The sequence below is a fragment of the Pseudomonas sp. WS 5027 genome, from assembly GCF_012985695.1.
GTDB classification, from domain to species: Bacteria; Pseudomonadota; Gammaproteobacteria; order Pseudomonadales; family Pseudomonadaceae; genus Aquipseudomonas; species Aquipseudomonas hygromyciniae.
Genome location: NZ_JAAQWU010000002.1, coordinates 19,322 through 32,866, shown reverse-complemented (window position 1 = coordinate 32,866; position 13,545 = coordinate 19,322). Strand labels below are relative to the sequence as shown.

Below are 13,545 nucleotides of genomic sequence, written 5' to 3'. Positions count from 1 at the left end.
ACATCGGGCACGATCCTGTTTACAGGTCGTGCCTTTTGTTTTTCTACACACCCCTAATTCCAAGTGGCCATGAACGATATTTCAGCTCCTGAGCAATACGATCTGCAAACCGCTGCCCTGAAGGTGCCGCCGCATTCCATCGAGGCCGAACAGGCCGTGCTCGGTGGCTTGATGCTGGACAACAACGCCTGGGAACGCGTGCTCGATCAAGTCTCGGACGGTGACTTCTATCGCCATGACCACCGCCTTATCTTCCGCGCCATTGCCAAGCTGGCCGACCAGAACTCACCGATCGACGTGGTGACCCTGGCCGAGCAACTGGACAAGGAAGGCCAGACCTCACAAGTCGGCGGCCTCGGTTACCTGGGTGAGCTGGCGAAAAACACGCCATCCGTCGCCAACATCAAGGCCTACGCCCAAATCGTGCGCGAACGGGCGACCCTGCGCCAGTTGATCGGTATCAGCACCGAAATCGCCGACAGCGCCTTCAACCCCGAAGGCCGCACCGCCGCCGAGATCCTCGACGAAGCCGAACGCCAGATCTTCCAGATTGCCGAAGCCCGCCCGAAAACCGGCGGCCCGGTCAGCGTCAACGACCTGTTGACCAAGGCTATCGACCGCATCGACACCTTGTTCAATACCGATAACGCCATCACCGGCATCTCCACCGGCTACACCGACCTCGACGAGAAGACCAGCGGCCTGCAGCCGTCCGACCTGATTATCGTCGCCGGCCGTCCATCCATGGGTAAGACCACCTTTGCGATGAACCTGGTGGAAAACGCCGTGTTGCGCAGCGACAAGGCCGTTCTGGTGTACTCCCTGGAGATGCCAGGCGAATCGCTGATCATGCGTATGCTTTCCTCGTTGGGGCGGATTGACCAGACCAAAGTGCGTGCCGGTCGCCTGGAAGACGACGATTGGCCGCGCCTGACCTCGGCGGTCAACCTGCTCAATGACCGCAAGCTGTTCATCGACGACACCGCCGGTATCAGCCCGTCCGAGATGCGTGCGCGTACCCGGCGCCTGGTGCGTGAGCACGGCGACATCGCCCTGATCATGATCGACTACCTGCAGTTGATGCAGATCCCTGGCTCCAGCGGTGACAACCGCACCAACGAGATTTCCGAAATCTCCCGGTCCCTCAAAGCCCTGGCCAAGGAATTCAACTGCCCGGTGGTGGCCCTGTCCCAGCTCAACCGCTCCCTGGAACAACGCCCAAACAAGCGCCCGGTGAACTCCGACTTGCGGGAATCCGGAGCGATCGAGCAGGATGCCGACGTGATCATGTTCGTGTACCGCGACGAGGTGTATCACCCCGAGACCGAGCACAAAGGTATTGCCGAAATCATCATCGGCAAGCAGCGGAACGGGCCGATCGGCTTTATCCGCCTGGCGTTCATCGGTAAGTACACGCGCTTCGAGAACCTGGCGCCGGGTAGTTACAACTTCGACGACGACGAATAAGCACCATCCAATGTGGGAGCGGGCTTGCTCGCGAAGGCGGTGTGTCAGTCAATATATCGACTGACTGATCCGCCGCTTTCGCGAGCAAGCCCGCTCCCACATTGAAAAGTATTCACAATTCAGGGCAGTCCACAATTCCGACCATTACCGTCGGAATTGGTCAAAATTTGTGCTATATTCCGCGCCCGCGATTTTTCATCTCAACACCGGTCACCGTCATGCAAACAGCCAAGCCGTTATTTGACTATCCCAAGTACTGGGCCGAATGTTTCGGTCCAGCGCCATTCCTGCCCATGAGCAGGGAGGAGATGGATCAGCTTGGCTGGGATTCATGCGACATCATCATCGTCACCGGTGATGCCTACGTTGACCATCCGTCGTTCGGCATGGCAATCATTGGCCGGCTGCTGGAGGCCCAGGGCTTTCGCGTCGGGATCATTGCCCAGCCCAACTGGCAGTCCAAAGACGATTTCATGAAGCTCGGCGAGCCGAACCTGTTTTTCGGCGTCGCGGCCGGCAACATGGACTCGATGATCAACCGCTACACCGCCGACAAGAAAATCCGCTCCGACGACGCCTACACCCCCGGCGGCATGGCCGGCAAACGCCCGGACCGTGCGAGCCTGGTGTACAGCCAGCGTTGCAAGGAAGCCTACAAGAATGTGCCGATTGTACTCGGCGGCATCGAGGCCTCCCTGCGCCGCATCGCTCACTACGACTACTGGCAGGACCGGGTGCGCAACTCGATCCTGATCGATGCTACCGCCGACATCCTGCTGTACGGCAACGCCGAGCGGGCGATTGTCGAAGTCGCCCAGCGCCTGTCGTGGGGCCACAAGATCGAAGACATCACCGATGTACGCGGTACTGCGTTCATCCGCCGTGACACGCCCGAAGGCTGGTACGAGGTGGACTCCACCCGCATCGACCGCCCGGGCAAGGTCGACAAGATCATCAACCCGTACGTGAACACCCAGGACACCCAGGCCTGCGCCATCGAGCAGGAAAAGGGCCCGGTTGAAGACCCGGAAGAAGCCAAGGTCGTACAGATCCTCGCCAGCCCGCGCATGACCCGCGACAAGACCGTGATTCGCCTGCCATCCGTAGAGAAAGTGCGTGGCGACGCGGTGCTGTATGCCCACGCCAACCGCGTATTGCACCTGGAAACCAACCCGGGCAACGCCCGCGCCCTGGTGCAGAAGCACGGCGAAGTGGACGTGTGGTTCAACCCGCCGCCCATTCCCATGACCACCGAAGAAATGGACTACGTGTTTGGCATGCCTTACGCACGTGTCCCGCATCCTGTGTATGGCAAGGAGAAGATCCCGGCCTACGACATGATTCGCTTCTCGGTGAACATCATGCGTGGCTGCTTCGGTGGCTGCACCTTCTGCTCGATCACCGAGCACGAAGGCCGGATCATCCAGAACCGTTCCGAAGAGTCGATCATTCGCGAAATCGAAGAGATCCGCGACAAGGTCCCGGGCTTTACCGGTGTGATTTCCGACCTCGGCGGCCCGACCGCGAACATGTACCGCATCGCCTGCAAGAGCCCGGAAATCGAATCCGCATGCCGCAAGCCATCGTGCGTGTTCCCCGGCATCTGCCCGAACCTGAACACCGACCACTCTTCCTTGATCCAGCTGTACCGCAGTGCCCGCGCGTTGCCAGGTGTGAAGAAGATTCTGATCGCTTCCGGCCTGCGCTACGACCTGGCTGTCGAGTCGCCGGAGTACGTCAAGGAACTGGTGACCCACCACGTGGGTGGCTACCTGAAGATCGCCCCGGAACACACCGAGGAAGGTCCGCTCAACCAGATGATGAAACCGGGCATCGGCAGCTATGACAAGTTCAAGCGCATGTTCGAGAAGTACACCAAGGAAGCGGGTAAGGAGCAGTACCTGATCCCGTACTTCATCGCCGCCCACCCGGGCACCACCGATGAAGACATGATGAACCTGGCCCTGTGGCTCAAGGGCAATGGCTTCCGTGCCGACCAGGTGCAGGCGTTCTACCCGTCGCCAATGGCCACCGCCACCGCGATGTACCACTCGGGCAAGAACCCGCTGCGCAAGGTCACCTACAAGAGCGACGCGGTGACCATCGTCAAGAGCGAAGACCAGCGCCGCCTGCACAAGGCGTTCCTGCGTTACCACGACCCGAAGGGCTGGCCGATGCTGCGTGAAGCACTGACCCGCATGGGCCGCGCTGATCTGATCGGGCCGGGCAAGGACCAACTGATCCCACTGCACCAGCCGTCCACCGACAGCTACCAGAGCGCCCGTCGCAAGAACTCGACGCCGGTGGGCAGCCATAAGGTCGCCAAGGAAACCACCACCAAGATCCTCACCCAGCACACCGGTCTGCCGCCCCGTGGCAGCGATGGCAGCAACCCGTGGGACAAGCGCGAACAAGCCAAGGCTGCGGCCCAGGCGCGTAACAAGCAGGCGGCCAAGGAGCGCGCTGATGCGGCCAAGGGCAAGGGCGGCAAGCCTGCGCGCAAGCCTGTTGTGCCGCGTTGATCGCAGCCTGAACATGCAAAACGCCAGCCTCGTGCTGGCGTTTTGCTTTCTAGCGGGTGGGGAACCTGTTTGTTAAGGTGGCGCCCATTGAATCGCCATACCTGTAGGAGCGAGCTTGCTCGCGAAAAACGTCAACGATAACGCGAGCTGCCTGGACAAACGCGGCGCTTGTGAGTTTTTCGCGAGCAAGCTCGCTCCTACAGAAGTTAGGCCTCTGCGGTCACTCGAACCCTTCAAGGAAGATCACCCCATGAGCAACCCCCTGCTCAACATCGGCATGGACTCCAACCGCTCCCAGTTCATGGCGCGCCAGCGCATCGAAAGCCAGATCAACCTGCCACGCCTGTTCGCGGCCATCGACGCTGACCCCGGCATTGTCGGCGCGGGGGTGGTGTATATCGACGCTGACTTCAATGTCATTACCCTGCGCGAGTTCAAGCCGATCTGCAGCATCAAGCCTAAGCGCATCATTTTGCGTGAAGCGCAAAAGTACGTTTCGCCGGTGCAGTTTGCCCAGCAGGTGCAGGACAATCCGCGCGAATCGCGTCTGGTCGGCGAAGCGATCAACACCACGTTGTCCTGCGCCGGTGCTGTGATCGGCTGGGTCGTAGTATTGAGTGGTACCGTTGCTATTCCGTTTTCGGCGGGAGCCAGTACCGTGGTCGCGGCGCTTGGTTACACCGCTGCGGCTGCCAGCTCTGTCCAGTGTTTTGCCAGTGGATATCGCACTGTCAATGAGATCAGAAACCCCGCACGCAACGATCAACTCGATAGCGAGGAGTGGTATCAGTACACCATGATCGTGTTGGATGCTGCGTCGCTGGTTGGGGTTGGAGCATCGGCACTGACAACGGTCAAGCTGGTAAGGCTGAACAGGGCGACAACCGGTAAGAGTGTGAGAGAGGTGCTCAAGGGCTTGAGTCGGCAGGAGCGAGCCAAACTGACCAAGGAACTATTGAGTATCAACGACCCTCGCTTGACATCGAAGATGATTAAGTTGAAGCAGTTGTCGGGTGAGCTGCCCAAGCGTTTCGCGCCTACCGAAGTCAAGCATGCAACAGTCACGCAAATTAAGGATGCCTTGGGTGCTGCGGTCGGTTTTACCGGCAGTGCGATTTCGGGGAATGTTCGGACTATTGCTGTAGGACTGTACGAGGAGGTCGAGCAATGAATGAGCTACCCAGCATTCGTAGTTTTCTGTCGAAGTATTTCCCAGTCTTTATGGGGGCGATATTCGCGTCCATTTTTACTCTGGTGTTTGCGGTCCCGTTGTTTTTCGACAGCTACTTTCAGGACCTTTCCATGGAGAGCAATGCCAAGTATTCGTTCCTAGGTGGTATCGGGCTCACCCTAGTGATCGTGCATTGCAACTTCATGATTGCTCGCGGGCGTGCGCAATGGGTGTGGCCGCTGGCGGTGCTCCTGGGGCTGTGCTTCCTGGGTGTGTTGCCCACCATCGGTGATCAGCAGCATGCGTTAATCTATGTTTTGAGCTTACTGTTTCCATTGCTGGGACTGCTGTTGCTCAATAGTAAGCGTCATCGGGAAATGCGACAGAAACTCGTCGAGGTCCGCCATCTGCGCCAGGCTGCGACAGCAAAGTACAAAAAATGGTGACTGTATGGATTCACTAGCCCTGCCTCAATGCGAGCTGCCTGGACAAACGCGGCGCTTGTGAATTTTTCGCGAGCAAGCTCGCTCCTACAGAAATGAGGCCTCTGCGGTCACTCGAACCCTTCAAGGAAGAACACCCATGAGCAACCCCCTGCTCAACTTCGGCATGGACTCCAACCGCTCCCAGTTCATGGCTCGCCAGCGCGTTGAAAGCCAGATCAACGCGACTGTGACGCAGATCAGAGACTCCCTTGGGGCCGCTGTTGGTCTTACCTGGAGCGCTATATCAGGCAATATTCTAACTATTGCAGTTGGCCTGTATGAGGAGCTTGAGTGATGGATCGCCAAGGTTCATTGAGAGCTTTTTTAGCGCAATATTTTCCAGCGTTTATATGCGCATTCTTCCTTGCCTGCTTCTCTCTCTCCGCCGCTATTTCATTGGCTTCAAGTACATTTCTTCGCAGTGACCCAGAACGGGCGCGTTACTCTTTTCTGGCGGCAGTTTTCTTGGGCTTGCTCTTGGCATTCAGCCATTTCGTCATGATCAGAGGGCGAGAGTGGGGGGCTTGGGTCATCGCTGCCTTCTACGTTGTATGTTTACTGGCCGTGTTGCCAACCTATAGCTATCGGCCACATATGGCAGCGTATGTAATAGGGCTGCTGTTTCCGTTGGCGGGGTTGCTGTTGCTCAATAGTCAGCGTCATCGGGAAATGCGACAGAAACTCTTCGAGGTCCGCCAGTTGCGCAAGGCTGCAATTGCCAAACACAAGTCACAGTAGGCAAGTCCGACTGATGGCTGGAGGCCGGGGTGGAAAACACTTCGGCTCACACGTTCAAACTTTGATGTTTTCGCGAATATTCCAGCCGAACTTGATAGCCCCACCATCCTTGCCGCCATCGGACTTCTGCGGCTGATAGCTGACTTCGATCTTGGCGAAGTTCAGGTTGATCATTTCGCTCAGTACATCCTTGGTGGTGACCGCGTCGCTCTGATAGGACGCGATCATGACTTCTTTCATCGTGATCACCAGATACTCCACAGCGCTGGCCCCGCCGGCCTTGCGCACGGTTAATCTGGCCTCTGGATAATGCTTTCCGGTGGCGCAGGCCATCATCAGGTTGGGCGAGGATTTGTCCACGGTTTTGGTGATGGACAGGTTCTGCATGTTGACCTTGCCCGCGCCACCGCCGGTTCCGCTGTGCATGGATCCGGATTGCGACATCCCCCAGCCCCATTCGCTGACGTCGATTTCGTCGCGATGCGCCTGGTCCCCGGACTCACCCTTGATGTCCCCCAGTTTCAAAAACATATCCGTTGCCATCGTTGCTCCCTGCCTCAGTATTTGTCGTTAAGGACGCGCACTTTTTCCCATCCTCGGTAAGGCCCGCAAGGCCTTGAGGTACGTTCAGGAAGTGGCTGTCTGAAGATAGGAAAAAATCCGACATTCTTGAGCGATGCACTGTCTTTACGCTCGGCGCTCTTGTGTACTAAGGAGTAAAAGGATGACTTCCAGCGTATTGAGGGATGGTTTCTCCATCGACCATTCCATGACGCGGCAACGGGTTGAAAGCAGTATCGACCTACGCCGATTGTTTGCGGCCATCGACGCTGATCCCGCTATTGTCGGGGCCGGGGTGGTGTATCTCGATGCGCAAATGCGTGTGGTGGTGTTGCGTGAGTTTCAGCCGATTTGCAGCATTGCGCCGAAGAAGTTGATTTTGCGGGAAGCTCCCAGCTATATCGGGCGAGTGGAGTTCGCTCGGCGGCTGGAGAACGAACCGCGAGAGTCGCAGGTGGCGTTTGAAGCGGTTAATGCGGTGTTGGCGTGTAGTTCGGCGGTGATCAGTTGGTTGGTGATATTGGGGGGCTCGGTGCTGAGTCCTTTTACCTTCGGAGCGACGGGTGTGGTTGCTGTGATTAGTTATACGTCAGCAGTAGCCAGTTCGATTCAGTGCGTGATTGGCGCTCGCCGGACCAGGAATGAAATGACTGATCCTGCCCGTAATGACGCTCTGGATAGCGATCAATGGTATCAGGCCGTAACGACCGGATTGGATGCGGTTTCGTTGTTAGGTACTGGTAGCACAGCGCTGTCGACGATTCGATTCGTCAGCATGCTCAAAAAGGCAACGGGGAAAAACACACACCAGGTACTCAAGGGGTTGAGTCGACAGGAGCGGGTAAAGCTCACCAGGGAGTTACTAAGTATCAATCATCCGGAATTGACCCGGAAAATGATCAAGCTGAAACAAATGGCTGGAGAGATGCCAAAGCGCTACACCTCGGCCGAAGTAAGGCGCGGGACCATCATACAGATGCTTGATGCACTTGGCGCCGTATCGGGCGTTACTGGCAGCATGCGTTCCGGCAACATCCGGACTATTGCGGTCGGACTCTACGAGGAGACATCAGAATGAAATTTCTCGTGCCACTTCGCCCTTTTTTGGTACGTAATTTCCCAGTGTTTATCGGCGTCATTTTTTCGGGTTTCTTCGGCAGTACTGCTGTTGTCGTGTTGGTGGAAAATTATTATTTACCATCGTTATCGAATGCTGCTGCTGAAAATGCCTGCGTGGTCTTGGCTTTATTTATCACACATTGCAACTTCATGATTGCCTATGGGCGACCGAAGTGGGCCAGGGGCATGTATGGCCTTTTCATCGCCTGCCTATTGGTTGCCTTGCCAGGTTTTCAGTTCTCGCCGCACCCATTCATTTACGCAGAAAGCCTCTTTTGGCCGGTACTTGGGCTGCTGCTGCTGCGCAGTAAACGCCATCGAGAAATGTGTGCAAAAGCCGTAGAGCTTCACCATATGCGCCGGAAAGTATCGGCGGCCATTAATAAGCGGCGTAAACACGAGCGCGCAATTATAAGAATAAAAAAATCGAGGGAGCGTTAAAATTGCCATCGCCGACAAGCCAGCTCCCACATTTGATCGCGTTCTTCGCAATGAAGCTGGCCAATGTGGGAGCCGGGCTTGCCCGCGATGAGGTCAGTCAGTTCACAATCATTCTCAAGGAAGAATACTTCCCATGAGTAAACCCCTGCTCAATATCGGCATGGACTCCAATCGCTCCCAGTTCATGGGGCGTCAGCGTGGGTGTGGTGTATATCGATGCTGACTTCAATGTCATTACCCTACGCGAGTTCAAGCCGATCAGAAGCATCAAGCCCAAGCGCATCATTTTGTGCGAAGCGCAGAAGTACATTACGTCGGCTTGTACGAGGATCTGACTGAATGAATGGCTTCCCCGACCTGAGTAGTTTTCTCACCCGCTATTTTCCAGTGTTCATGGGCACGATCTTCATGGCGATTTTTTCCGGCGCCAATGCGCTTTCCTTGGCGGGAGTGACCTATTTACGGGGTGTGGACCCTTCTCTCAAGGCGAACTACTCCGTGCTGGCCATCCTGGTGCTGGTGGCGGTGCTGGTTGTTGGCAACGTCATGATTGCGCGAGGTTATCCTTGGGCTGACAGGCTGGTAGCGGGATATCTGGCAGGTTGTCTGCTGTTTGTAGTGCCCATGATTCAGTACCACCCTCATATGCAGGTTTATTGCTCTGCTGTGCTTTTTCCGCTATTCGGGTTGCTATTGCTCAATAGCAAGCGTCACCGGGAAATGCGTCAGAAACTCGTCGAGGTTCGCCATCTGCGCCAGGCTGCGATAGCAAAGTACAAAAAATGGTGAATGTGTGGATTCGCTAGCCTTGCCTCAATGTGAGCTGCCTGGACAAACTCGGCGCTTGTGAGTTTTTCGCGAGCAAGCTCGCTCCTACAGAAATGAGGCCTCTGCGGTCACTCGAACTGAATCGAGATTGGACTTTACGAGGAAGTAAGTGAATGAGCGAATTGATGACGCTACGCGACTTTTTCAGGCAATACTTTCTGACGTTTATGGGCGGCGTATTTGCTGCGTGTTTTTCTTTGGCATTGGCTGTGGCGCTGGCGTTCGTCACTTATTTTCGTGATGTGCCGCTGGATCAAGTGGGGCTCAAGATCATGTTGGTCGGGGCGCTGCTCATTCTGTTGACGGTCCATAGCAACTTTATGATTTTGCGGGGCCGACCCTCCTGGGTATGGGTGATGGTCGGTATCTACCTCGCCTGTCTAGTGTTTGTAGTTCCAATGGTTCAGTACCAGCCTCATAAAATTCTCTATGGGTTGGCGCTGTTATTCCCATTCCTTGGATTGTTGACACTTAACAGCAAGGTTCAACGAGAGATGCGTACAAAACTCGTTGGAATCCGTCGCATTCGGCAGTCTGTCAAATCAACGGCTAGATCGAGTAGTCGCATGTGAAGGCGTCGCCTTCGATAACCGGTTTTATCGCAACGCGCAAAAAGCGCTGATTGGGTAGATTCACCACTGCGCCCCGCACTCGCGCCACAAATATGTGCAACCCTCGCACCACGGCGTTCACTCTCGCGCCGTTTTGGTGCTGTACTGCACCGGGTCCCTCGATAAAGCGCAATGACCACCGCTCTGGCATAAGTCTTGCGCGCTTTGTTTCCATGCCCTGGCTCGCAGGAGGCCGCCGTGTCGATTCATGTCGCGTTGCACCATGTTACGCATTACCGCTACGACCGCGCTGTGGAGCTTGGCCCGCAGATTGTGCGCCTGCGCCCGGCGGCCCATAGCCGTACGCGGATCCTGTCCTATGCCCTGAAGGTGTTGCCCGAGCAGCACTTCATCAATTGGCAGCAAGACCCCCAGGGCAATTACCTGGCGCGTCTGGTGTTCCCGGAAAAGACCGATGAGCTGCGTATCGAGGTCGACCTGGTCGCCGAGATGGCGGTGTTCAACCCGTTCGACTTTTTCCTTGAGCCCTACGCCGAAAAAATCCCTTTCAGCTACGCCGCCGATGAGCAACGCGAGCTGGCGCCGTACCTGGAAACCCTGCCGCTGACGCCACAATTCGCCGCGTATCTGGCCGGTATCGACCGTACGCCGCTGCCGGCCGTGGATTTCCTGGTCGGTCTCAACCAGCGCCTGGCGGCGGATATCGGCTACCTGATCCGCATGGAGCCGGGCGTGCAAACCCCGGAATTCACCCTGGAAAACGCCTCCGGCTCGTGCCGCGACTCGGCCTGGCTGCTCGTGCAATTGCTGCGCAACCTGGGCTTGGCGGCGCGGTTTGTCTCCGGTTATCTGATCCAGCTCACCGCCGACGTCAAGGCCCTCGACGGCCCGTCCGGCACCGAAGTGGACTTCACCGACCTGCACGCTTGGTGCGAGGTGTATTTGCCCGGCGCCGGCTGGATTGGCCTGGATGCCACCTCCGGTCTGTTCGCCGGTGAAGGGCATATCCCGTTGGCCTGCAGTCCCGATCCATCGTCCGCCGCCCCGATCAGTGGGCTGGTGGAACCCTGCGAGTGCGAATTTACCCACGAAATGTCGGTGGAGCGCATCTGGGAAGCCCCCCGGGTGACCAAGCCCTACACCGAAGAACAATGGCTGGCGATCCAGGCCCTGGGCCGGCAGATCGACGGCGACCTGCTCAAGGACGATGTGCGCCTGACCATGGGCGGTGAGCCGACGTTCGTTTCCATCGACGACCCCGACGGTGCCGAGTGGAACACCGCCGCCCTCGGCCCGGACAAGCGCCGGCTGTCTGCCGAGTTGTTCCAGCGCATGCGCAAGCACTACGCGCCCAAGGGCCTGGTGCACTTTGGCCAGGGCAAGTGGTACCCCGGCGAGCAACTGCCGCGCTGGTCGCTCAATTGCCATTGGCGCCGCGATGGCGTGCCGGTCTGGCACAACGACGCGTTGATTGCCGACGAGCAGCAAGACTACGGCGCCGATGACGTGATGGCCGGGCGCTTCCTGGCGAGCATTGCCGAGCGCCTGAAGCTCCCCGCGCGCTTTGTGTTCCCGGCCTTCGAGGACAATTTTTACTACCTGTGGCGCGAAGGTGCCTTGCCGCAGAACGTCAGCGCCCAGGATTCGCGCCTGGACGATGAGCTGGAGCGCGAGCGCCTGCGCAAGGTGTTCAGCCAGGGCCTGGATAAAGTCATCGGCCATGTGCTGCCCCTGGCGCGCACGGCGGCCAATGATCGCTGGCAGAGTGGCCGGTGGTACCTGCGCGACACCCATTGCCGGCTGGTACCGGGTGACTCGCCGCTGGGCTATCGCTTGCCCCTGGCCTCACAGCCTTGGGTGACGGCGGCAGACTACCCTTTCGTGCATCCGACCGACCCCAATCAGGACCTGTCGCAACTTCCCTTCACCGCCCCAGCGCCTGGTGAGCCCGCGCCCATCGACGAGCGTGTGCCCAAGGTCGACGAATCCGCTGACTGGCTGACCCGCACCGCTTTGTGTGCCGAAGCGCGCGGGGGGCGGCTCTACCTGTTCATGCCGCCCCTGGAGCGGGCCGAGGACTATCTGGAACTGGTGGCCGCCATCGAGGCCACCGCCCAGGAACTGCATTGCCCGGTGCTGTTGGAAGGCTATGAGCCGCCGAGCGATCCACGCCTGAGCAACTTCCGCGTTACGCCGGACCCAGGCGTGATCGAAGTCAACGTGCAGCCATCGACGACCTGGGATGAATTGGTAGAACGCACCGAGTTCCTCTATGAAGAAGCCCGGCAAACCCGCCTGACCACCGAAAAATTCATGATCGACGGGCGCCACACCGGCACCGGCGGCGGCAACCACTTCGTGCTGGGCGGCGCCACGCCCAAGGATTCGCCATTTCTGCGTCGCCCGGACCTGCTGCGTAGCCTGATCAGCTACTGGCATAACCACCCGTCCTTGTCGTACCTGTTTTCCGGGCTGTTTATCGGCCCGACCTCCCAGGCCCCGCGGGTGGATGAAGCGCGCAATGACGCGTTGTATGAGCTGGAAATTGCCTTCGCGCAGATGCCCGCGCCAGGCGAGGAATGCCCGCCGTGGCTGGTGGACCGCTTGCTGCGCAACCTGCTGATCGATGTCACCGGCAATACCCACCGCGCCGAATTCTGCATCGACAAGCTCTACTCGCCGGACGGTGCTACCGGGCGTCTGGGCCTGCTGGAGCTGCGCGCCTTTGAGATGCCGCCCCACGCACGCATGAGCCTGACCCAGCAGTTGCTATTGCGGGCCCTGGTGGCGCGCTTCTGGCGTGAGCCCTACGCACCGCCAACGCTGGCGCGCTGGGGCACGGAGCTGCATGACCGGTTCCTGCTGCCGCACTTTATCGAGCAGGACTTTGCCGACGTGATCGTCGAACTCAACGCGGCCGGTTATCCGCTGCGTGCCGAATGGTTTGCCGCACACCTGGAGTTCCGTTTTCCCAAGGTGGGCGACTATGCCGTCAGCGGCATCGAGCTGGAACTGCGCCAGGCCCTGGAGCCCTGGCATGTGCTGGGCGAGGAGGGTGCGGCGGGTGGCACGGTGCGCTATGTGGATTCGTCCCTTGAGCGCTTGCAGGTGAAACTCAGCGGCTTGCCACCCCTGCGCTATGTGCTGACCTGCAACGGCGTGGCCGTGCCGCTGCACGCCACCGGCCGGGTGGGTGAGTTCGTCGCGGGCGTACGTTATCGCGCCTGGCAACCGGCCAATTGCCTGCAGCCGACCATTCCCGTGCATGCACCCTTGGTATTCGATCTGCTCGATACCTGGATGCAGCGTTCCCTGGGCGGTTGCCAGTACCACGTGGCCCATCCGGGCGGGCGCAATTACGACAGCCTGCCGGTGAATGCCAATGAAGCGGAGAGCCGGCGCATGGCGCGCTTCTTCCGCGTGGGCCACAGCCCCGGGAAGTTGCCAGTACCGCCGGTGGTCGTGAGCGATGAGTTGCCAATGACCCTGGATCTTCGCCGGTTCCCCAATAAAAATGACTAAACACACTCCCACTTGGCGCGGGCTTATGTGGGAGCGGGCTTGCCCGCGATGACGGAGTATCCGCCAGTACATACATTGGCTGACCCACCGCTATCGCGCGCAAGCCCGCTCCCCTACAA

General features: G+C 58.4%; 12 protein-coding genes and 1 pseudogene. 12 read left to right on the top strand and 1 reads right to left on the bottom strand.

Going from position 1 to position 13,545, the window contains the following annotated elements:
* The first annotated feature begins 69 nt into the window (after positions 1–69).
* The 6 genes from dnaB (at position 70) to HBO09_RS03095 (ending at position 6,383) form a co-directional block, all read left to right on the top strand.
* Complete coding sequence (gene dnaB / locus HBO09_RS03120) at positions 70–1,467, top strand: replicative DNA helicase (protein ID WP_017138451.1); 1,398 nt, start codon at positions 70–72, stop codon at positions 1,465–1,467.
* 218 nt (positions 1,468–1,685) lie between these two features.
* Complete coding sequence (locus tag HBO09_RS03115) at positions 1,686–3,989, top strand: YgiQ family radical SAM protein (protein WP_169992243.1); 2,304 nt, start codon at positions 1,686–1,688, stop codon at positions 3,987–3,989.
* Between the two features lie 250 nt (positions 3,990–4,239).
* On the top strand, positions 4,240–5,160 hold the full coding sequence (locus HBO09_RS03110) for an NAD synthetase (protein ID WP_169992245.1): 921 nt from the start codon (positions 4,240–4,242) through the stop codon (positions 5,158–5,160).
* On the top strand, positions 5,157–5,606 hold the full coding sequence (locus tag HBO09_RS03105) for a hypothetical protein (RefSeq protein ID WP_169992247.1): 450 nt from the start codon (positions 5,157–5,159) through the stop codon (positions 5,604–5,606). Before HBO09_RS03110 ends, HBO09_RS03105 begins: the two co-directional genes overlap by 4 nt.
* A 136-nt stretch (positions 5,607–5,742) precedes the next feature.
* Entirely contained in the window at positions 5,743–5,940 is a 198-nt protein-coding gene (locus HBO09_RS28775) for a hypothetical protein (RefSeq protein ID WP_169992250.1), read from the top strand.
* Positions 5,940–6,383, top strand: coding sequence for a hypothetical protein (locus tag HBO09_RS03095; RefSeq protein WP_169992252.1), 444 nt, complete (start codon positions 5,940–5,942; stop codon positions 6,381–6,383). The genes HBO09_RS28775 and HBO09_RS03095 overlap by 1 nt, the downstream gene beginning before the upstream one ends.
* 54 nt (positions 6,384–6,437) lie before the next feature.
* On the opposite strand, the gene HBO09_RS03090 is transcribed toward HBO09_RS03095, so the two are convergent.
* Positions 6,438–6,926 (bottom strand): type VI secretion system tube protein Hcp, encoded by a 489-nt coding sequence (locus HBO09_RS03090; RefSeq protein ID WP_169992254.1) that lies wholly within the window; start codon positions 6,924–6,926, stop codon positions 6,438–6,440.
* A 181-nt stretch (positions 6,927–7,107) separates the two neighbouring features.
* Between HBO09_RS03090 and HBO09_RS03085 the strand changes: the two genes are divergently transcribed.
* From HBO09_RS03085 to HBO09_RS03060, 6 genes and pseudogenes are all read left to right on the top strand, one after another.
* Positions 7,108–8,022: an NAD synthetase gene (locus HBO09_RS03085; protein ID WP_169992256.1), complete on the top strand. Its 915-nt coding sequence runs from the start codon at positions 7,108–7,110 to the stop codon at positions 8,020–8,022.
* Positions 8,019–8,504 (top strand): hypothetical protein, encoded by a 486-nt coding sequence (locus tag HBO09_RS03080; protein WP_070996426.1) that lies wholly within the window; start codon positions 8,019–8,021, stop codon positions 8,502–8,504. Before HBO09_RS03085 ends, HBO09_RS03080 begins: the two co-directional genes overlap by 4 nt.
* A gap of 133 nt (positions 8,505–8,637) precedes the next feature.
* A pseudogene (locus tag HBO09_RS03075) lies at positions 8,638–8,815 on the top strand (NAD synthetase); the annotation flags it as partial.
* Positions 8,816–8,843: 28 nt separating this feature from the next.
* Entirely contained in the window at positions 8,844–9,293 is a 450-nt protein-coding gene (locus HBO09_RS03070; protein ID WP_029300532.1) for a hypothetical protein, read from the top strand.
* A gap of 152 nt (positions 9,294–9,445) precedes the next feature.
* Positions 9,446–9,904 (top strand): hypothetical protein, encoded by a 459-nt coding sequence (locus HBO09_RS03065; RefSeq protein WP_169992258.1) that lies wholly within the window; start codon positions 9,446–9,448, stop codon positions 9,902–9,904.
* Positions 9,905–10,141: 237 nt separating this feature from the next.
* The gene (locus HBO09_RS03060) at positions 10,142–13,426 is read left to right on the top strand and encodes a transglutaminase family protein (RefSeq protein ID WP_169992260.1); all 3,285 of its coding nucleotides are present in this window, start codon (positions 10,142–10,144) and stop codon (positions 13,424–13,426) included.
* The last annotated feature ends 119 nt before the right edge of the window (positions 13,427–13,545 follow it).